Genomic DNA, 18,402 nt, shown 5'->3' with positions numbered 1-18,402 from the left:
CCTCAGGCGCTGCTGACGAGCAGGGCGCCGGACAAAATGAGGAGGGTGCCAGCGGAGAGCTTGACCATGTTCAAATCAGAGGCCTCGCCGAGGAAGAGGGCGCCTATTGCCAGCGTCACCAGCACGTTGCAGCTCCAGATCGGGGCGAGTTTCGAGACCGGGACACCGTAAGCAAAGAGCGCGAAGCTGATGAGTCCGGTGCCGAGGGCGAAGCAGGCGCCGGCGGTTGCGGCAAAACCAAGTCCTTGGGCGGTCCAGGCGACAGGGCGCCAGATCAGCGCGGCGATCAGACCGGCGAGGGCGCAGGCGGCGCCGAAGGCGATGAGATAGACGGCAGAGCCGGTAGCGGCCGCAGCACTCTGCTTCTGGAAAATCGCGGTGATGCCCCAGAAAACGGCGGGCAGAATGCCGCCGATAAGGATCGGCCAGAGTGAATTCATGGCGAAACTCCTGTCGCACCCATGGGCAAAGCCTTCGACTGAAGCGAGGGCCGATCGGACATGCGGGGTGCCACCAGACTAGGAGTTTCTTTTTGCTCTTTGTGGTCTTGTTGTTTTGCCGTTGACGGTGCCAGATCCGCCTGGCGCCGTAAAGCTGCATCGCGCACGGCACGGTTCGTCGGCTTGCATTTTCTGCGAGCATTGAAACCGCACGTTGACGAGATGGAAATTTCTGTCTAGCTGTACCGTCATGAAGATCGCAATGGTTCTTGTCGTGGTGATAGCGCGCATGGGCAGGATGGTGTAACCATCCGGCGATCAGCCCCATGCGCGGTAAAACAAGCTCCTGACGGGGCTTTTTTTGTGCCCTGAATTTGCGATGCGCCTCGTCAGATTCCCACAATCTCCCTGACACACCGGACAAAGCCATGTCACGCGACAATTCTGCGCAGACTTCCGGCAACCGCCTGACCGAGAAGGCGGCTGCGACTTCGACTGCGGCGCCGCGGCGCACGATCCTTCTCCTGCTGACGGCGCTCTCGGTGTTGCCGGTCAACATATATCTGCCGGCGCTGCCAAATATCGCCGCGACTTTTCGGGCTGATTTCGCGCTCGTCAATCTCTCGGTTGCGGGTTATGCGATCATCAACGCCCTGACGGAAATTGTCGCCGGCGCGATGTCGGATCGTTATGGGCGCCGGCCGATCGCGCTGATCGCCGTTTCCATTTTCATCGTCGCGTCGATCGGCTGCGCGCTGGCGCCCAATATCGGCATCTTCCTGTTGTTTCGCGTGATGCAGGCGTCGATCGCCGCCTGCTTCTGCGTCGCACTCGTCGCCATCAAGGAGACGGCGGGCGAGCGCGGGGCCGCCAACAGGATCGGCTACGCCGCCATGGGATGGGCTATCGCGCCGATGCTCGGCCCGAGCGTCGGCGGCATTCTGGACGAAACGTTCGGATGGCGGGCGATCTTCGTCGCTCTTGCGCTGATAGGCGCGGCCATCCTCGCCATTTCCATGCGCGAGCTGAAGGAAACAGCCGGCCCAGCGTCGAGACTGAAAGGAGATTACTTTGCTTCCTACCGGCAGCTTCTCGGTTCGGCGCGGTTCTGGGCCTATACGCTGTGCATGGCCTGCTCGACCGGCACTCTCTATATCTTCCTCGGAGGCGCATCCTTGGCAGTCAGTTCTTCGCTCGGAGGATCGAGCGCGAAACTGGGCTTCTTAATGGGAATGGTTCCCGCGGGATTCATTCTGGGCAGTTATCTCGCTGCCCGATTGACGAGGAAATCGCTCAGCACCACGCTCGTCATTGCGCGTTTATCGACGTGCATGGGGCTGCTCTTGGGGCTGATCTTGTCGATCTCGGGCGTCACGCATGTCCTGGCATTTTTCGGACCCTGTATGTTCATCGGCATCGGCAATGGCTTGACCTTTCCGGCCGCCAATCTGGGCGTGATGTCGGTTCGCGCCCATCTCGCCGGCACCGCTGCAGGCCTTGCCGCCGCCATGTCGATCGCCGGCGCCGCGCTGATTGCTTCGATCGCCGGGTTGTTTCTCCGGGAGGCAGGCGCAGTGTCGACGCTGTTCGCGATGTTGCTGACATCGGCCTCACTTGCCTTGTCGGCAGCGTTTTTTGCAGCTTTTGTCGACCGGCGAGTTGCGGTCCGTATTCCCAATGGAGAGTCGGCCGAGAGCGGATCGAGGGCATGATTGTTCTGCCGGATCAATCCCGCATTCGCAATTCGTCCGTCTGCATTTGCAAGGAGCCCAGCGTTTCCAGGAAGCTCATGCCGAGCAGGCTCTGGTCAAGCCGGCCGTCCTCGGCGACGCTGGCTGCGACATTGTTGCGGACGATCGGACCGATCGCCACCTGGTCGAGCGTAATGGGGGCTGCGCGGCTGCGGCCGTTGGCGGTCATGACTGTCATCGAGTAGGTGAGGCCCGTGAGATCGATGCCGATGCGTTCAGCATCCTCGTGTGAGAGCGCGACCATGCTGGAGCCGGTGTCGACGAGCATCTCGACGGTCCGGCCATTCACATTGACGTCCGCTTCGAAATGGCCGTTCAACAGCTTGTGCAGGATGATTTCCGCGCCACCTTCGCTCGTCGTGACGACGACAGCGCGGCCAGGAATGAGACCGGCGAGTACCCGGTTGCCGACGCCGATCGCTTCCTGACGATAGAGATAGACGGTCACGAGCGCCAGGATGATGACCAGCCAGATCATCATCTGGCGCATGGTTTCACCGACGCTGCGCGCCCAAATCCCGGCCGATAGCATCAGTGCGATCGGCAGCAGGTAAACGAAGCGGCCGAACTCGTCACTTTGCAAGCCGAGAATGCGGCCGCTGTCGCTGTTGAGGATCAGCACGGCAAGACCGATGCCGATCACGACGAGAATGACGGTGAAACGGATCATGAAGGCCGCCCCGGCGGCTCGGCGAGGCTTGTTTTCATTCGGCTGGTCGCCGCGGCGGTTGCGATCCTCGCCGGCAGCTGCGCCATGATCCCGCGCCGTTCGGCATCGGTATAGTTCATCCAGCCACCGATTTCCTGAAGAGTGCGGCCGCAACCGGCGCAAAATCCGGTGGCTGGAACCATGGAGCAGACGTGAATGCAGGGTGTTTGCATGGCTGATATATCGGAGTTTCAAAGAGTGGTGGCAAGGGCGCAAAGGGTGGCGATTTCGCAAATCTGCTGCGTGGCGCCCAGCGTGTCGCCGGTGTGGCCGGCAAGCTTGCGACGGATGAGGGTCGTGAAGACAAATCCGGCAACGCCGGCGGCGAGGAGGCTGGCGACGAGCGGCCGCAGGCCGAATGCCGGCCAGATCAGAAGTGCTGCGAGCAGACCGGCCGAGACGAGCGCAAAATGCATCGCCGCCTCATTCGGCTGGCCGGTCGAGGCGGCCACGCCATCGGCCTTTGCGGCCGGCAGCCGTTGCCAATGCCAGGCGATGGCGCCACGGCTGAGTGCTGCGACGGCGGGAACGGCAAGGGCTGCGGCGAGCGGCGAGGATTGGCGGACAATGGCGGCGAGTGCGGCCGCACGGATCGCGAAGGAGAGGATCAGCGCTATCGCGCCATAGGTGCCGATCCGGCTGTCCTTCATGATGATGAGGCTCTGGTCGCGGTTTTTGCCGCCGCCGATGCCGTCGGCCGTGTCGGCCAAGCCGTCTTCGTGCAGTGCGCCAGTGGCAAGAGCCTGGACGGAAATTGCGATCAGGGCCGCCACCAGTGGATCGGCGCGCAGGCCTGAAAGAAGGAGGAGGGCGAGCGCCGGCACGAAGCCGATGATAAGACCGGCGAGGGGAAAGGCGCGCACCAGGCGGCCGAGCCTGCCGTCATAGCCTTCGAACAGCGCCGGCGGCATCGGAAGACGGCTCAAAAAGGCGACGGCGCGGGCGGTATCGACCGCATAGTCCTTGATCTTCATTCTGTTTCGTTCTGCCGGAGGGGCTGCGGCGCTTTTGATGTTGTTCGCTTCGTCCGCCGGCTTTAAGAGAGAGCCACCGCAAAGAAGCTGATTTGCTCGACGCAAACAAGTGGTTTGCGTGAAAACAAGAATAGCCGATTCATAGGAATACGCACCGATGAGCGTTTCAGGCCTGCCCTTCGACGATTTCCGTACCCTGCTCCGGGACCTGCCCGGACCGGATGCCCGCGCACTGGTGGCCGCACGCGAACGCGACTCGCAGCTGACCAAGCCGCCGGGCGCGCTCGGGCGGCTCGAGGAGATTGCCTTCTGGCTTGCCGCCTGGACGGGCCGCCAACCGGCCGTCAACCGGCCGCTGGTGGCGATCTTCGCCGGCAATCACGGTGTCACCAGACAGGGCATCACACCCTTTCCGCCCGCGGTGACGCAGCAGATGGTCGAGAATTTTGCAGCCGGTGGAGCTGCGATCAACCAAATCTGTGTCGCTTATGATCTCGGGCTGAAAGTCTTCGATCTGGCGCTCGATTACCCCACGGGCGACATTACCGAGGAAGCCGCGCTTTCCGAGCGCGACTGCGCCGCGACCATGGCCTTTGGCATGGAGGCGATCGCCGGCGGCACCGACCTGCTCTGCATCGGCGAGATGGGCATCGGCAACACGACGATTGCGGCGGCGATCAACTATGCGCTCTACGGCGGTTCGGCGCGCGACTGGGTCGGACCCGGCACCGGTTCGGAAGGCGAGATGCTCGAGCGCAAGATCGCGGCGGTGGAAAAGGCGGTGGAGCTGCATAGCGACCATCTCGACGATCCCCTGGAGATCATGCGGCGGCTTGGCGGCCGCGAGATCGCGGCGATGGCCGGCGCCATCCTTGCCGCCCGGATGGAGCGCATACCGGTGCTGATCGACGGCTATGTCGCGACTGCCGCGGCGGCGATCCTGAAAGCCGCCAATCCCTCCGCGCTCGATCATTGCCTGATCGGCCATGTCTCCAGCGAGCCCGGTCATCTGCGCGCGATCGAGATGCTCGGCAAGACGCCGCTTCTGGCGCTCGGCATGCGGCTTGGCGAAGGCACTGGTGCGGCGCTTGCCGCCGGCATCGTCAAGGCCGCCGCTGCCTGCCATTCCGGCATGGCGACGTTTGCCCAGGCAGGCGTGAGCAACAAGCATTAAAGCGCGTCGCGATCTTTCAGATTCGCTTGGCCCGCGCTTTAATTCCTTGTTTAACGCATGTCGTTATCGCAAAACCGCTGCACACTTTTGCGCGACATGCTCTGGGGGATCAATCTTGACGAAGCCCGCGGTGACGAAGCAGACCGGATTTCGACATTTCATCGCCGCGGCCAGCTATTCCTGGGCAGGTTTCCTGCGCGTGCTGAAAGAGGCGGCCTTCCGCCAGGAGCTCGGTTTCTTCCTCATTTCGCTGGCTGGGCTGGCGCTGGTGGGGGCCACTTTCGGTGAGATCGTCATCGCGGTGCTGCTGTTCCTCGGGCTGTTTTCGATGGAGGCGATGAATACCGCTGTCGAGGAAGTGATCGACCGGATTTCACCGGAGATTTCGATCGTCGGCAAACATGCCAAGGATCTCGGTTCCTTCGCGGTGACTTGTATGATCGCCGCCTGCTGCCTTTATCTCGGATTCGTGCTCGGCAAGCATCTGTTTTTCAGTTGAACTAAAGCGCGTCGCATGAAACCTGATTCGTGCGATGCGCTTTAGCTCCTTGTTTTTATGCATGTCGTTATCCGGGAACCGCCGCACACTTCCGGGCGACGTGCATTAGGCAAAACTCTTGCGCTTGCGCGCGACAGCCTGAGCCTCTTCGACGGCCGGCAGGCTCTGGAGCACGCGCTTGGCGGGCAGGATGGCGATGACCTCGGTGCCTTCACGCAGCTTCGATTTCAGCAGGAACTGTCCGTCATGCTTTGCAAGGATCGCCTGAACGATCGGCAGGCCGAGGCCGGTGCCTTGTTCGGCGCTCTTGATGGCGATCGAGCCCTGGCCGAAGGCCGAGAGGACGACGGGAATCTCTTCTTCCGGAATGCCGGGGCCGTTGTCCTTGATCGAGATGTACTGACCGCCACCGGCCGTCCAGCCGACCTTGACGTGGATTTCGCCGCCTTGCGGCGTGAACTTGACGGCATTGGAGAGAAGGTTGAGCACCACCTGGCGCATCGACTTCTCGTCCGCCCAGATGGCCGGCAGCTGCCGTTCGAACTGATCCGAAATGGCGATATTCTTGGCCCGGGCGCGCAGCTGCACCATGCCGATGCAATCCTCGGTGATATCGAGCAACGAGATCGCTTCCTCGCTCAGTTCGTATTTGCCGGCCTCGATGCGCGACAGGTCGAGGATTTCGTTGATGAGATCGAGCAGATGCTGGCCTGAGCGATGAATGTCGCCGGCATATTCTTTATAGGTCGGATTGGCGAGCGGTCCCATGACTTCGGCCGACATCACCTCGGAGAAGCCGAGGATGGCGTTGAGCGGCGTCCTGAGCTCGTGCGACATCGAGGCAAGGAAACGGGACTTGGCGAGGTTTGCCTCTTCGGCGCGGCGGCGCGCCTCGTCCGACATCGATTTCGCCACTTCCAGCTCGGCGATCAGGTCGTCCTTCTCCGACTGGTAGGAGAGGATTCTGAGGTTGGATTTGAACAGGCGGTCGCTGATATAGTTGAAGAAGACGAGGGTGGTGGTGAACAGCCCGGTCAGGCTGATTTCGAGGAGGTCGCGTGACAGGCCGCTCTTGGCGCCAAGCGCCAGGACCGCCGGCGCGAAGGCGACCAGCACGGCTGGCGTCAGCATGAAGTTCGACATCGCCGTGACGGAAAGCGCAATCAGCAATGTTGCGCCCTTATAGAGAATGAAGCTGGACGGCTCGCAGGTGTCGCACCCCTGCAGTGCGAAGACGGCCCAGCAGCAGCCGACCAGGAATTGGCCGGCGAGCAGCAGGCGGCGCCATTTGCGGGCGCTCTCGGAGGTGATCTCCTGTCGGCGCGCGCGCCGGGCGAGCAGGATGTTGCCGGTGTGACAGGTGAGCGTCAGCAGCGCCCAGAAGAGCAATTGGGTATCTTGAGTGAAATAGACGCCGAGGGCGGTAATGATGACGACGAAGAGCGGCATGATCGTAGCGCCCTGCATCATCGACGCTATATACATCTTGAGTACGTCACGGTCGAAGGCGGAATTGGACGCATGACCGGACTGAAGACGTTCGCGCGTCTGCCGCACGGCCTTGGAAACGGCCTTGTTGCGGTGGCTGCGCGACCTGTCGACGATAATCTTGTCGGTCGATGTGCTTACGCCGGTACTCATGTGCACGTTGAAACTTCATCCCAGGGTGGATAAGAGCTTAACCGGCAATTCTTAAGAAGATGTTTGCCATCTTTGCCAAGGATTTGTTTTTTAAGGAGGCGAAAGCGTGACACGGGGCCTGCGCCTGATTCGCGACGGCGTGACCGCTTTTGCCCTGCTTGTGCTGCTGGCGCTGATTGCCGCCAAGATCAACGATCGAGCAACAATCAAGCGTGCCGGCGGCTTTCATGCTGCCGATGGCGACAGTCTGACATTGGGCGGGGAGCGCTTCCGCCTCGAAGGCATTGACGCGCCCGAGTTTAATCAGAGCTGTGAACAGGCGGGAAAGGCCTGGGCTTGCGGGCGCGTGGCGCGGGAGGCGCTGCAGGAGATGGTGCTGGCATCGGGAACGCTTTGCCAAGGCGACCGGCGCGACCGCTACGACAGGCTGCTTGTCGTCTGTCGTAGCGCGACGGGCGGCGACATCAATGCCGGCATGGTACGCCGAGGCATGGCCGTCTCCTATGGTGGCTACGGCAAGGAGGAGGCCGAGGCGAGAGGGGCGAAAGCGGGGCTGTGGGCCGGGACTTTCGAGCCGCCGCGCGATGTGCGCGACCGTGCCCGTCACGAATCCGGTTACGGCGACGCGCTGCGCTTCGTCAGGCGGATCGTCGGATGGGAGTAAGGTGATGACGGATGAAGCCAAGCTGGAAACGCTGCGGCGGGAAATTGCCGGCTGTCGCATCTGTCGCGACGCTCCGGCAAGCGGACCTCAGCACCGGCTGCCGCACGAGCCGCGGCCGGTGGCGGTGATTTCGTCAAGCGCTCGCATCCTGATTGCGGGGCAGGCACCCGGCCTTCGGGTGCATGAGAGCGGTCTGCCGTTTGACGATGCCTCGGGCGACCGGCTGCGGTTATGGCTCGGCGTTGACAGAACAAGCTTTTACGACCGCAACCGATTCGCCATCGTGCCGATGGGCTTCTGCTTTCCTGGCTACGACGACAAGGGCGCGGACCTGCCGCCGCGCCGTGAATGCGCTCCGGTCTGGCGGCAAAGGGTGATCGCGGCAATGCCGCAGATCAAGCTGGTGCTGGTCATCGGCCAATATGCGCAGGCCTGGCATATGGCTGACGAGAGGCGAGGCAATATGACCGAGACGGTGCGGGCTTGGCGTGACAGCCTGCTGTCCGGCCGGTCGCCGACGGTGCTGCCGCTGCCGCATCCGAGCTGGCGCAACAGCGGCTGGCTGAAACGCAATTCCTGGTTCGAGCAAGAATTGCTTCCTGTGTTGCAGGAGCGGGTGAAAACACTGCTTTCCTGAAACAAAATTCTTTTCCTCGCGCGGAATCGGGTTATACAAAGAAAATAATTCGAAAGGACTGACGTGCGCATGGACCGCCTCGACCGAAAAATACTGCGTCTGCTGCAAGAAGATTCGACCCTTGCCGTTGCCGACCTCGCCAAGAAGGTGGGGCTGTCGACGACGCCGTGCTGGCGGCGCATTCAGAAAATGGAGGAAGATGGCGTCATCAAGCGTCGGGTCGCCATCCTCGATCCGGAGAAGGTTAACACCAAGGTCACGGTTTTCGTATCGATTCGCACGGCCACCCATTCGATCGAGTGGCTGCGCCGCTTTTCCGAGGTGGTCGCCGAATTCCCCGAAGTGGTCGAATTCTACCGGATGAGCGGTGATGTCGATTATCTCCTCCGAGTCGTCGTGCCCGATATCGCCGCCTACGATGCCTTTTATAAGCGGATGATCGCGAAGATCGAGATTCGCGACGTCTCCTCCGCCTTTGCGATGGAGCAGATCAAGTATTCGACGCAGTTGCCGCTGGACTATATGATTCTCGAGAACGCCAAATCCAACGAGGATTGAGTCCGAGCGTGCGATCTGCGGCCGCCTGGAATGGCGGTCGATAATCGAAATATCGAGGCACGGTCTGCTACCGCAGAGGGTATCCTCCCCAAGAAATGGGCTTCGAGCGGCATTCTCATCATCCGTGAGAATGTCCGCAATGAGGCCGCAAGCAGGGCCGAGAGAGGGTTCTGACTGCAGAAAAGTCTCATAAATAGCCGAAAAGCGCTCGAATCGCGGCGAAATCCTGAAGAAATACATAGCCTAGTAACGATTAAGAGGCTATGGTGCGTACAACCAGTGGGCATCATGTCATCATTTTGACGCATTGGTATCGAATTCAGGACACTATGTTCTAAGCCGTCACCTTGTATGTGTTCATTGGCCGGCGGTAGAGTTTTATGAGCTTCACCATTATGTCCGACGAAGATCGGACGGTGGGGATTTTGATGAAAGAATATAGCGTTTGCGGCTTGCGATGGAGGGTTTCCGTCGCCGGGCCGTTTGTGCGTTTTTCTGCTGTAACCAATTGAAATTGTTGTATAAAAATCACGCTTTCGAGGAAAGTGCCTCGATCGGACCCCTCCCGCGTATATCGAGAATTGCTTGATAATGCCCGGTATGGGATGACGGTTTGGCGGTTCGATCGATCCGCACGCCGAGATGGCTGTTCAAACTGGGCCGGCTTCAAATTGACTACCCGATGAGACGTCAGCCCCGATCGACAAAGGAATGGATTGGTAAATGAACATCAGAATGGTTTTGCTAGCATCAGCAGCAGCATTTGCTGCATCGACGCCGGTTCTTGCAGCTGACGCTATCGTTGCTGCTGAGCCGGAACCGGTTGAATATGTTCGCGTCTGCGACGCTTACGGCACCGGCTACTTCTACATCCCGGGCACCGAAACCTGCCTCAAGATCGAAGGCTACATCCGTTTCCAGGTTAACGTTGGCGATCGTCCGGGCAATTCGGCAACTACTCCCAACGACTCCGATTGGGATGCAGTCACCCGTGGCCAGGTTCAGTTCACGGCCAAGAGCGACACCGAGTATGGTCCGCTGACCGGCGTCATCGTCATGCAGTTCAATGCTGACAATGCCACCGACCAGGACGCCATTCTCGACTCCGCTTACCTCGACATCGCGGGCTTCCGCGCTGGTCTGTTCTACAGCTGGTGGGACGATGGCCTCTCCGGCGAAACCGACGACATCGGTTCTGTCGTAACGCTGCATAACTCCATCCGCTATCAGTATGAAAGCGGCGACTTCTACGCCGGCCTCAGCGTCGACGAATTGGAAGACGGCGTTTTCAAGGCCGACGAAGGCCCGAATAACGTGGGCGTTGCCTTCGGTCTTGGCGGCAAGGCTGGTGCATTCAGCTACCAGCTCACCGGTGGCTGGGACTTCGACAACGAAGACGGCGCTATCCGTGCAATGGGTACGGTTGACATCGGTCCCGGTACGCTCGGCCTCGCTGCCGTATACTCCTCCGGCCCGAACTCCTACTACTCTTCGGCTGAATGGGCCGTTGCTGCCGAATACGCCATCAAGGCAACCGACAAGCTGAAGATCACCCCGGCCGTTCAGTACTACGGCAACTACTTCGGTGGTGGCAAGGCTGTTCCGGACGACTTCGACGATCTCGGCGATGCTTGGAAGGTTGGCCTGACGGTTGATTACCAGATCGTCGACAACTTCTATGCCAAGGCTTCGGTTCAGTACCTCGATCCGGATGATGGCGACGACTCCACCTCGGGCTACTTCCGCCTGCAGCGTTCGTTCTAATCCACTTGGTGAGTGTCCCCGGTCTTCGGACCGGGGACACTTCAAATCAGTTTCTGATCCGAGTGACCTCCGATCAGCTACGGGGACGGGTCCGGTCTTCCCTGCCGGACCGTCCTTGCAGTGTTTTTGACACGCGCTGTTGTGGCTGTATTTTCGGAGCGCCATCCAGGTAAGCCGAACCGGCATGTTGTGTATCGCACGTCGGCATCCTGCAGGCCTTGATCGAGGCCATTCTTTTCTCAAGAGAGTTTTGGATTGACCGTTGGGCATTGGTTGGCTTTGCCGCGACGGGTCGCGTAAAGAAGATCCAATGCCGACAATGTGATTACAGCTTTGCTGGAGAGAGGATACAACCCTTTCGGGGCGGCATTCATTCCTACGCTCGGATAGCTTGTTCGCATGGACGATCTCAACGACTATTATTATTTTGCAGCCGTCGTCTCCAGCGGTGGTTTTGCTTCTGCCAGTCGCAATCTGAAAATACCGCGCTCAAAATTGAGCAGGCGGGTCAGCCGGCTCGAGGACGGGCTTGGTGCACGGCTGATAGAGCGTTCGACCCGTCACTTCCGGGTGACAGAGATCGGACAAGCTTTTTACGAAAGATGCCAGACCATCCTGCAGGAGGCCGACCGCGCCAAATCGATCGTCACCGAAGCCCAAGCAGACCCGCAGGGTGTGGTGCGGATGGGCTGCCCGCTTGGTCTGGTCGACATTTCCGTCGGCGGTATTCTGCCTGAATTCCTCGAACGCTACCCTAAGATCAAGCTGCAGATTATCGGCTCCGAGCGGCGTGCCGACCTCATCAACGAACGGATCGATCTTGAGGTGAGGGCGACCAACGAGCCGGAGACACAGACGAGCCTGACGATGCGCAAGCTCGACCGGGCGCGGCGAATCCTGGTCGCAAGTCCGTCGCTCATCGAACGTATCGGCGGTTTAAATTGCGTCGACGAGCTCGCCGATCTTCCGACGCTGGCGATGACCCCGTGGGTGTCGTTCCATAGCTGGGAACTCATCGGTCCGAATGACGACAGACGGGTAATCCGGCATCAGCCGAGGCTGACCTGCCGCAGCATGACCGCCATTCTCGATGCAGCCCGCGCCGGCCTCGGCTTCGGGCTTCTGCTCGAAAGTGCGTGTGAGGCGGATCTGCGGGCCGGGAGGCTCGTGCGGGTGCTGCCGCAATGGCAGTCGGAGGAAAGCCAGTTTTATATCGTCTTCACGACCGCCAAGGGCATGCCGCCGGCGGTCAGAGTGCTGATCGATTTTCTGGTGGAAAAATCCAGGCATCATTGACGGCCAGGCGAAAGCCTCGGCCCTACAGGGATGCTTTACCAAAGATCTGGCCGTCGATCTAATCCTGGGGCTTCAGCCGGACATGGGGTAGCGCCCTCAGACGACCATGTCTTAGGTAGGCGGGAAAAAGCTCGAGCGGCGGCCTGTCATCGTTCAAGTCGGGCAGCTGGCACCGAAGCTGGCGGTTACTGCGGCACGGACAACCATGCGGTACGGACAATCAATGGAACGATCCGCCTCGACCAATGTTGAATCTTGGGTGGAGTCCCTGATGATGCGAATGCTGATGATCGTCATAATCGGAGCAATGATTGCTTCAATACTCGGTATCCTGGCGATCAAACCATTTGATCGCGGCAGCGACGCGCCACCACCGGTGATTCAACAACCGGAGCCGAATAGTAGTTCAACCTCGGCTGAGGTGCCGAGGTCTCGGTAAAACAGAAGCAAACCAAGCTCGTTCCAATTGGCGCTCGATCCATAACAACGGAGCTGCGTAAAGCGTCCTGATGTGCCAATTGCAGAACTCTCGCGCCAAAGGCAATGGAGCGAGAGTTGAGAGTTGATGAGCAGATACCGCCGAACCCGTGGACAGTGTGGCGCGACGCGGACCGTCAGTGAGCCGTCTGTGAATGTGCACCGCCGCGTTGCGAAATGCCGGTTAGTGCTTTGCCTGTTTCCATGGTCTCGCCCTTCATGGCGAGATCGCCAAGCGAGATGATGCCGACCAGCCGCTTGCTTCGGTTCAGCACCGGCAAGCGCCGCACTTGAAGATCCCCCATGTTGTGAAGGACGTCTTCGACATCTTCGTCATCGAAGCAGTATTTGACATCGGTACTCATCACGTCGCGGACTTTTGCGTCGGGACCTTTGCCCTCTGCCACGCCACGAATGGCAATGTCGCGATCGGTGATCATGCCGACCAGTCGGTCATTCTCGCCCACCGGGAGAACGCCGGCATCGAGACGTCCCATCATTAAGGCGACATCTCGCAATGTGTGCTCCGGATCGGTGATCTGCACGTCTGTGGTCATGCAATTGCTAACTTTCATGATAACCTCCCTGGTACTGCCCGCGCCTCTCGCACGGGATAAAAAGAGTGAACGCGCACCATTCGGAAACGTTCCTGCCAAGACCCGGTCGTCTGATTGCATGCCGGAGTGCTGTCGTTGAAATCGACTCGACGCGAACCGTGAAAATTGTGTGGGAGTCTATCTCTTCTTTCTCCTCGCTTATGTTCGGCGGTGCGACGTGTGATCTGCTGAATAACATTTCGATGCCGGTGTTGATGTCGCACTGAACGCAGCCTTGCGACTGGCCATCTGCTCGATGAATTCTTTGAGCATGTTCTCGCGCGCTACGGAGGTTGGTGACATCGATTCCGATCCAAGCAGCGCTTCTGGATTCGGAACCTTCAGTGTGGGAGTGGGTTCTTGTCGGTGAAGCCAGAGGAATTGGCTATGCCTAGAAAAGTTGCTGCCTCCGCCAAACGGATCGACCCGAAAGAGAAGCCTATCCACCGTTCCGACGACCAGGTGGCGCCCGCAGACCCCGACGATCGCCAACATCCGCCACGAGATACAAGAGAGACGCCGGCACCGAACCCAAACGACAAAGGGCTCCCGAATAGGCCGCCGGAATAAGTCAGAGACCGAAGTCGGTCTCAAGGCGCGCGATCGGTAAGAGCGTCGGCTCCCTCCTGCTCGGCGCAATGCGCACAACAATAAATGATATCGCCCTGCTCGACGCCATGCCCGATGATTCGGACGCCGCAATGCGGGCAGGCGGGAGCGAGTTTCTGAATAGCGCATTCGAAGCTATCGAATGTGTAGATTTCATTCCCCAAATTTACTTGGAAGGCCTTGTCATAATCGTTCCCGCACTGGTCGCATTTGGCCATAGCTGAATCCTCCTGCTTACCAACCTCGCGCGCAGCGATAGGTTCCATTTTAGGCACCGGCTCAAGCCTAGTGCCCGACCATGTGGGCGACTTCCAGCTTTTCGAGGCCAGGCTTTCCGCGAAATTGTTACGACGTATGAGCTCTAAGGTTGCGCGTCAGGGCTGCGCCGGGAAGATGCTCTGCAGTACTTGCCAATATTCGTCAAGGCGCTAGCGCGAAGTTCGCGACCGTCTTTTATGCAGTGCAGACACTCGAGCTCATCGCGGATACTACGAACATCACGAAGCTTGCCCTAACATGCGCAACAGCCTCAAGATGAAGGGCTGCATCGCGCTATTTTAGCCGCGCCATAAGTTTTTCGCCGCTCAGCTCCCTGACCGCGTCCCTGCCGATCCAGCGCGCGGTTTTATCCGGACTTTCGGCTAAAAGCTTCGCCAGCCCGAGCGCCGGCCCATGGCAGGTGCGATTGCGCTTGCCGATGCTGCGCAATGCCCAATTGACCGCCTTGCGAACGAAGTTTCGGGAATCGCCGGAATGCTCCTCGATCAGCGGCAGCCAGGAGAGGATGGCCGTACCGGTCTCGCCCTTTCGATGGACGGCGGCGCCGGCGATCATGGCAAAAGCGGCGCGACGGATAAATTCGCGCTCGTCGGCAGCGAATTCCGGAATGAGCTCGGCCAGGCCCGCCTCGACGAAGAGATCGGCGGCGCAGTCAACGATCTCCCAGGAATTGAAATCATTGGCCCAGCTTCTGGCCTCTTCCGCCGTCAGCCGCTTCGGCTCAGCTGTGCAGAGAGCAAGCAGGCGGGCTTCGCGAATATCGCTTTGCCAGAGCTGCATTGCCCTGATGTGATCCCTCTTCGCCAATCTGGCGACAGCCCTGATGTCGGGATTGGAAATGCCGAGGGCGCGGTCGGTAACGATGCCGAATCGCGCCATTCCGGCGGCATTCTCCTCCGAGCGCAGTGTTTTGAGATGCGCGATCAGCTCAGCCGGATCGGAGGAGGGACCGATCATTTCTCAAGCCGGGCGAGCAGCGAAGATGTGTCCCAACGATTGCCGCCCATTGCCTGCACATCGGCATAGAATTGGTCCACGAGGGCGGTGACCGGCAGCTTGGCGCCGTTGCTGCGGGCTTCGGCGAGCACGATGCCAAGATCTTTGCGCATCCAGTCGACTGCGAAGCCGAAATCGTATTTGCCAGCATTCATGGTCTTGTGGCGGTTTTCCATCTGCCAGGAGCCCGCTGCACCCTTGGAAATCACCTCGATGACTTTTTCGATATCCAATCCGGCGCGCTTGCCAAAATGCAGTGCTTCGGAAAGCCCCTGGACAAGGCCAGCGATGCAGATCTGGTTGACCATCTTGGTAAGCTGTCCGGAACCGGCCGGCCCCATGAGGCCGACCATGCGCGCATAGGCGTCGATCACCGGCCGGGCTCTTTCGAAGACGGTCTCATCGCCGCCGCACATGACAGTCAGCACTCCGTTTTCGGCGCCAGCCTGGCCGCCGGAGACCGGAGCGTCGATGAAATCCACACCTTTTTCCTTTGCCGCGGCATAAAGCTCGCGGGCGACCTCGGCGCTGGCGGTGGTATTATCGATCAGCACCGAACCCGGCTTCATGCCGTGCAGAGCGCCGTTCTCGCCTGAGATCACCGAGCGGAGATCGTCGTCATTGCCGACGCAGACGAAGACGAAATCGGCGCCGGCGGCAGCCTCGGCAGGGGTGGGGGCGGATTTGCCGGAGAATTTCTCGGCCCAGGCAGCGGCTTTCTCGGCCGTGCGATTGTAGACGGTGACATCGTGGCCGCCCTTCGTCTTCAAATGACCGGCCATGGGGAAGCCCATGACGCCGAGACCGATGAACGCGACTTTTGCCATATGTCCTATCCTTATCCTGAGTGAGAGGCCTTGAGGATTAACCGAAACGGCGCAAGCAGAAAAGCCGTGAAGACGGACTTCCTTCCGGTTGGCGCATATGAGGCTGGTCGCCATTCGGCCGAGCCCTAGATGGGAACGAGGATAATGTTTCCGGGGGTGACATGAACGAAATTCCAACGATCGAGCCGCGCCGCAAAGGCCGCAGCGGCACGCAGGCGATGCTTATTCCGTCGCGGCAGATGATCGAAGAGCAGATTCGGTTGGCGCCTGAAGGTGTTCTCACCGAGACCGGCGTCCTGCGCCGCCGTCTCGCTGCCCAATACGGAGCGGATGCCTGCTGCCCGGTGACAGTGCAGCGGCATTTGCGTGCGATCGCCGAACTATCCTTCGGCGCGATGGAGAAGGGCGAACCGGTTTCGGTGGTGACGCCATATTGGCGCATGGTGGATCCGGCGAGCTTGCTTGCGAAACGTCTTGCCGGCGGTCCCGCCTTCATTCGCGAGCGATTGGCCGCCGAATACCGAGAGAGATAGCGAGGCAGGCGAGAGGAGGTGACCTTCGGCATCCGCCTGCATTTCATTGTGCGGCAAATCGACGAAGAAGCCTGGGAGGCGGCCGAGCGGCTGATCCGCCATCTCGATGACGATACGATCCGCGAGGCGCAGGAATGCTTCGTCCACCAATCCGATTCGGTCGGACAGAAGCGCATGGCCGCTCTTCACGGCGGCCGCCGCGACTCCTGAGTTCAAACAAGATGCAGAGCATGTATCGCCGGAAGCCGTCTGCGGCTTTCGGCGTTTTTCTGATTGCCCCTGAGGCTGGCGGGTCGCAATTATGCATAGCCAATGGGCTATTATAGATGTGTCGTGGTCTTTTCGATAGTTGTATCCGCTGGCGAGTGGGCTATTGGTTTTCCCAATCGGTTTGCCGCCTTCTGGCTTGACATACGTATACCTCGATGGCTATAGGTTTACTCATAGCTTTATAGGTATGGGTCTTCGATGTCGAACGTTCAGGACGTCCTCTTCAGGACGCTTGCGGATCCCACCCGGCGCGCGCTTTTCGAGCGGCTGTGCCGGGAGGGGGAGAAGACGGTAGGGGCGTTGACGGCGCAGGCCGGGGTCTCACAGCCGGTCGTTTCGAAACATCTCGGGCTGCTGAAGCAAGCCGGCCTGGTGCGCGACCGTCATGAGGGGCGGCAGACGCATTATAGCGCGCAGCTCGGCGCGCTTGCGCCGCTCGTCGACTGGACGAGCGAGATGGCCGGCTTCTGGCAAAGCCGCTTCAATGCCCTCGAAGATTTGTTGAAGAGGATGGATCAATGACAGATATATCGACCGAAACACGTTCCGTCGTCATCGAGCGGGAGATGCCTTTTCCGGCGGAAAAGATCTGGCGGGCGCTGACCCAGCCGCACCTGATCCAGGAGTGGTTGATGAAAAGCGATTTCAAGGCGGTCGTCGACCATCGCTTCAACTTCAACGCCGATTGGGGCGCGGTGGAATGCCGAGTTCTGGAAGTCGAGCCACACAAGGCCCTTGCTTACAGCTGGGGCGCCTATGGCCTCGAAACCGTCGTGACCTGGACCCTCACGCCGACGGGCGCGGGTACGCATCTGCGCATGGAGCAGTCAGGTTTCCGGGCGGATCAGCGGCAGGCCTATGGCGGCGCCAGGAGCGGGTGGCCGCAGTTCTTCGACAGACTGGAACAGGTGTTGGCGCGGGTTGACTGATCCGTCGCCGAGCGGGCGGCCCGTCGGGCTCACTTCGAGGAGGCTTCATTGAACTGGAACAACTGGTTTCGGCAGGTCCACCGTTGGCTGTCCATTGCCTTTACGCTGGCCGTCATCGTCAATATCATCGCCATGGTGCAGGAGAAGTCGGCGGTCTGGATTGGGCTCTTAGGGTTGCTGCCGCTCGGCCTGCTTCTCGTTACCGGTCTCATCTTGTTTGTGCTGCCCTATGCCACGAAACGGCGCGGCGTCGGAGGCATCGGCGGATAGGAGGAAATCTATGGCGGGCAGAACGTCGAAAGACGCGGAGAAGGTCACGAAAAACACCGCCGCCAAACCGGCGGGGGCGACACCGAAGCTTCTGTCGGGCGGCAACCCGCAAATTCCCAAGGGTTATGGCGATGCGCCCGTGCAAGCCTACATCGCCGCCATGCCGGACTGGAAAAGTGAGATCGGGCGTCGCCTCGATGCGCTGATCTCCAGAACCGTGCCGGGCGTCTGCAAGGCGGTCAAATGGAACTCGCCCTTTTACGGCGTGGAAGGGCAGGGTTGGTTCCTCGGAATCCATTGCTACGCCAGCTATGTCAAGGTGGCTTTCTTCAAGGGCGCGTCGCTGCATCCGCTGCCGCCAGGCGAGTCTAAGCAGAAAGAGGTGCGCTATCTCGACATCCGCGAAGACGATCCCTTCGACGAGGCGCAGATTGCCTCCTGGGTGGAGCAGGCGAGCCGGTTGCCCGGCGAACGGATGTGAGATTTTTGATGCGCGGCGACGGGAGAAC

22 protein-coding genes and 1 pseudogene are annotated in these 18,402 nt (G+C 60.0%); 14 read left to right on the top strand and 9 right to left on the bottom strand.

Annotation, left to right across the window (positions count from 1 at the left end):
- Window positions 1-2: 2 nt before the first annotated feature.
- Entirely contained in the window at window positions 3-440 is a 438-nt protein-coding gene (locus tag Tal182_RS13250; protein ID WP_085859708.1) for an EamA family transporter, read from the bottom strand.
- 428 nt (window positions 441-868) lie between these two features.
- Between Tal182_RS13250 and Tal182_RS13245 the strand changes: the two genes are divergently transcribed.
- Complete coding sequence (locus Tal182_RS13245) at window positions 869-2,152, top strand: MFS transporter (RefSeq protein ID WP_085859707.1); 1,284 nt, start codon at window positions 869-871, stop codon at window positions 2,150-2,152.
- 13 nt (window positions 2,153-2,165) lie between these two features.
- Here Tal182_RS13245 and Tal182_RS13240 read toward each other — a convergent pair whose 3' ends face one another.
- From Tal182_RS13240 to Tal182_RS13230, 3 genes are read right to left on the bottom strand one after another with little or no spacing between them, the layout of a single operon-like run.
- Complete coding sequence (locus Tal182_RS13240) at window positions 2,166-2,861, bottom strand: TIGR02281 family clan AA aspartic protease (protein ID WP_085859706.1); 696 nt, start codon at window positions 2,859-2,861, stop codon at window positions 2,166-2,168.
- On the bottom strand, window positions 2,858-3,073 hold the full coding sequence (locus Tal182_RS13235) for a DUF1289 domain-containing protein (RefSeq protein WP_085859705.1): 216 nt from the start codon (window positions 3,071-3,073) through the stop codon (window positions 2,858-2,860). Before Tal182_RS13235 ends, Tal182_RS13240 begins: the two co-directional genes overlap by 4 nt.
- Before the next feature lie 18 nt (window positions 3,074-3,091).
- The gene (locus Tal182_RS13230) at window positions 3,092-3,874 is read right to left on the bottom strand and encodes an adenosylcobinamide-GDP ribazoletransferase (protein ID WP_085859704.1); all 783 of its coding nucleotides are present in this window, start codon (window positions 3,872-3,874) and stop codon (window positions 3,092-3,094) included.
- Window positions 3,875-4,031: 157 nt separating this feature from the next.
- On the opposite strand from Tal182_RS13230, the gene cobT reads away from it, so the two are divergent.
- A complete protein-coding gene (gene cobT, locus Tal182_RS13225) occupies window positions 4,032-5,048 on the top strand; it encodes a nicotinate-nucleotide--dimethylbenzimidazole phosphoribosyltransferase (RefSeq protein WP_085859703.1) in 1,017 nt (338 codons plus the stop codon).
- A 115-nt stretch (window positions 5,049-5,163) separates the two neighbouring features.
- On the top strand, window positions 5,164-5,547 hold the full coding sequence (locus Tal182_RS13220) for a diacylglycerol kinase (protein WP_064803139.1): 384 nt from the start codon (window positions 5,164-5,166) through the stop codon (window positions 5,545-5,547).
- Window positions 5,548-5,652: 105 nt separating this feature from the next.
- Here Tal182_RS13220 and Tal182_RS13215 read toward each other — a convergent pair whose 3' ends face one another.
- The gene (locus Tal182_RS13215; RefSeq protein WP_064810556.1) at window positions 5,653-7,188 is read right to left on the bottom strand and encodes a HAMP domain-containing sensor histidine kinase; all 1,536 of its coding nucleotides are present in this window, start codon (window positions 7,186-7,188) and stop codon (window positions 5,653-5,655) included.
- Between the two features lie 106 nt (window positions 7,189-7,294).
- On the opposite strand from Tal182_RS13215, the gene Tal182_RS13210 reads away from it, so the two are divergent.
- The 5 genes from Tal182_RS13210 (at window position 7,295) to Tal182_RS13185 (ending at window position 12,107) form a co-directional block, all read left to right on the top strand.
- Entirely contained in the window at window positions 7,295-7,852 is a 558-nt protein-coding gene (locus Tal182_RS13210) for a thermonuclease family protein (RefSeq protein ID WP_085859702.1), read from the top strand.
- A gap of 4 nt (window positions 7,853-7,856) precedes the next feature.
- Window positions 7,857-8,489 (top strand): uracil-DNA glycosylase family protein, encoded by a 633-nt coding sequence (locus tag Tal182_RS13205; protein ID WP_085859701.1) that lies wholly within the window; start codon window positions 7,857-7,859, stop codon window positions 8,487-8,489.
- A 69-nt stretch (window positions 8,490-8,558) separates the two neighbouring features.
- Entirely contained in the window at window positions 8,559-9,047 is a 489-nt protein-coding gene (locus Tal182_RS13200) for an Lrp/AsnC family transcriptional regulator (protein WP_004678404.1), read from the top strand.
- Window positions 9,048-9,770: 723 nt separating this feature from the next.
- Entirely contained in the window at window positions 9,771-10,811 is a 1,041-nt protein-coding gene (locus Tal182_RS13190) for a porin (RefSeq protein WP_085859699.1), read from the top strand.
- A gap of 399 nt (window positions 10,812-11,210) precedes the next feature.
- Window positions 11,211-12,107: a LysR substrate-binding domain-containing protein gene (locus Tal182_RS13185; protein WP_085859698.1), complete on the top strand. Its 897-nt coding sequence runs from the start codon at window positions 11,211-11,213 to the stop codon at window positions 12,105-12,107.
- 614 nt (window positions 12,108-12,721) lie between these two features.
- On the opposite strand, the gene Tal182_RS13180 is transcribed toward Tal182_RS13185, so the two are convergent.
- From Tal182_RS13180 to Tal182_RS13165, 4 genes are all read right to left on the bottom strand, one after another.
- Window positions 12,722-13,159 carry a CBS domain-containing protein gene (locus Tal182_RS13180; protein WP_085859697.1) on the bottom strand — a complete coding sequence of 146 codons (438 nt, stop codon included), beginning with the start codon at window positions 13,157-13,159 and terminating at the stop codon, window positions 12,722-12,724.
- A gap of 611 nt (window positions 13,160-13,770) precedes the next feature.
- Window positions 13,771-14,055: a hypothetical protein gene (locus Tal182_RS13175; protein ID WP_245344766.1), complete on the bottom strand. Its 285-nt coding sequence runs from the start codon at window positions 14,053-14,055 to the stop codon at window positions 13,771-13,773.
- A 286-nt stretch (window positions 14,056-14,341) separates the two neighbouring features.
- Window positions 14,342-15,025 (bottom strand): DNA alkylation repair protein, encoded by a 684-nt coding sequence (locus tag Tal182_RS13170; protein WP_085859696.1) that lies wholly within the window; start codon window positions 15,023-15,025, stop codon window positions 14,342-14,344.
- A complete protein-coding gene (locus Tal182_RS13165; protein WP_085859695.1) occupies window positions 15,022-15,891 on the bottom strand; it encodes an NAD(P)-dependent oxidoreductase in 870 nt (289 codons plus the stop codon). Before Tal182_RS13165 ends, Tal182_RS13170 begins: the two co-directional genes overlap by 4 nt.
- Before the next feature lie 161 nt (window positions 15,892-16,052).
- Here Tal182_RS13165 and Tal182_RS13160 point away from each other — a divergent pair, with 161 nt between their 5' ends.
- From Tal182_RS13160 to Tal182_RS13135, 6 genes and pseudogenes are all read left to right on the top strand, one after another.
- On the top strand, window positions 16,053-16,424 hold the full coding sequence (locus Tal182_RS13160; RefSeq protein WP_085859694.1) for a hypothetical protein: 372 nt from the start codon (window positions 16,053-16,055) through the stop codon (window positions 16,422-16,424).
- Between the two features lie 15 nt (window positions 16,425-16,439).
- Window positions 16,440-16,628: pseudogene (locus tag Tal182_RS13155) on the top strand (alkanesulfonate monooxygenase); the annotation flags it as partial.
- A 264-nt stretch (window positions 16,629-16,892) separates the two neighbouring features.
- Entirely contained in the window at window positions 16,893-17,216 is a 324-nt protein-coding gene (locus Tal182_RS13150; RefSeq protein WP_011425688.1) for a metalloregulator ArsR/SmtB family transcription factor, read from the top strand.
- Window positions 17,213-17,623, top strand: a complete 411-nt coding sequence (locus Tal182_RS13145) for an SRPBCC domain-containing protein (protein ID WP_085859692.1) — start codon at window positions 17,213-17,215, stop codon at window positions 17,621-17,623. Before Tal182_RS13150 ends, Tal182_RS13145 begins: the two co-directional genes overlap by 4 nt.
- A gap of 48 nt (window positions 17,624-17,671) precedes the next feature.
- The gene (locus Tal182_RS13140) at window positions 17,672-17,893 is read left to right on the top strand and encodes a hypothetical protein (RefSeq protein ID WP_085859691.1); all 222 of its coding nucleotides are present in this window, start codon (window positions 17,672-17,674) and stop codon (window positions 17,891-17,893) included.
- Between the two features lie 10 nt (window positions 17,894-17,903).
- A complete protein-coding gene (locus tag Tal182_RS13135) occupies window positions 17,904-18,374 on the top strand; it encodes a DUF1801 domain-containing protein (RefSeq protein WP_064803112.1) in 471 nt (156 codons plus the stop codon).
- The last annotated feature ends 28 nt before the right edge of the window (window positions 18,375-18,402 follow it).

It is taken from the genome of Rhizobium sp. TAL182, assembly GCF_002117725.1.
In the GTDB taxonomy this organism is placed as follows: Bacteria; Pseudomonadota; Alphaproteobacteria; order Rhizobiales; family Rhizobiaceae; genus Rhizobium; species Rhizobium esperanzae.
The sequence above is the reverse complement of the archived record's forward strand: the minus strand, read 5'-3'. Positions and strand labels throughout refer to the sequence as shown.

Coding starts and splice junctions, on each gene's coding strand:
- Tal182_RS13175 (WP_245344766.1), bottom strand. CDS start 14,055: ATGGAACCTATCGCTGCGCGCGAGGTTGGTAAGCAGGAGGATTCAGCT.
- Tal182_RS13205 (WP_085859701.1), top strand. CDS start 7,857: ATGACGGATGAAGCCAAGCTGGAAACGCTGCGGCGGGAAATTGCCGGC.
- Tal182_RS13250 (WP_085859708.1), bottom strand. CDS start 440: ATGAATTCACTCTGGCCGATCCTTATCGGCGGCATTCTGCCCGCCGTT.
- Tal182_RS13245 (WP_085859707.1), top strand. CDS start 869: ATGTCACGCGACAATTCTGCGCAGACTTCCGGCAACCGCCTGACCGAG.
- Tal182_RS13170 (WP_085859696.1), bottom strand. CDS start 15,025: ATGATCGGTCCCTCCTCCGATCCGGCTGAGCTGATCGCGCATCTCAAA.
- Tal182_RS13240 (WP_085859706.1), bottom strand. CDS start 2,861: ATGATCCGTTTCACCGTCATTCTCGTCGTGATCGGCATCGGTCTTGCC.
- cobT (WP_085859703.1), top strand. CDS start 4,032: ATGAGCGTTTCAGGCCTGCCCTTCGACGATTTCCGTACCCTGCTCCGG.
- Tal182_RS13215 (WP_064810556.1), bottom strand. CDS start 7,188: ATGAGTACCGGCGTAAGCACATCGACCGACAAGATTATCGTCGACAGG.
- Tal182_RS13150 (WP_011425688.1), top strand. CDS start 16,893: ATGTCGAACGTTCAGGACGTCCTCTTCAGGACGCTTGCGGATCCCACC.
- Tal182_RS13230 (WP_085859704.1), bottom strand. CDS start 3,874: ATGAAGATCAAGGACTATGCGGTCGATACCGCCCGCGCCGTCGCCTTT.
- Tal182_RS13235 (WP_085859705.1), bottom strand. CDS start 3,073: ATGCAAACACCCTGCATTCACGTCTGCTCCATGGTTCCAGCCACCGGA.
- Tal182_RS13185 (WP_085859698.1), top strand. CDS start 11,211: ATGGACGATCTCAACGACTATTATTATTTTGCAGCCGTCGTCTCCAGC.
- Tal182_RS13200 (WP_004678404.1), top strand. CDS start 8,559: ATGGACCGCCTCGACCGAAAAATACTGCGTCTGCTGCAAGAAGATTCG.
- Tal182_RS13180 (WP_085859697.1), bottom strand. CDS start 13,159: ATGAAAGTTAGCAATTGCATGACCACAGACGTGCAGATCACCGATCCG.
- Tal182_RS13165 (WP_085859695.1), bottom strand. CDS start 15,891: ATGGCAAAAGTCGCGTTCATCGGTCTCGGCGTCATGGGCTTCCCCATG.
- Tal182_RS13190 (WP_085859699.1), top strand. CDS start 9,771: ATGAACATCAGAATGGTTTTGCTAGCATCAGCAGCAGCATTTGCTGCA.
- Tal182_RS13160 (WP_085859694.1), top strand. CDS start 16,053: ATGAACGAAATTCCAACGATCGAGCCGCGCCGCAAAGGCCGCAGCGGC.
- Tal182_RS13135 (WP_064803112.1), top strand. CDS start 17,904: ATGGCGGGCAGAACGTCGAAAGACGCGGAGAAGGTCACGAAAAACACC.
- Tal182_RS13145 (WP_085859692.1), top strand. CDS start 17,213: ATGACAGATATATCGACCGAAACACGTTCCGTCGTCATCGAGCGGGAG.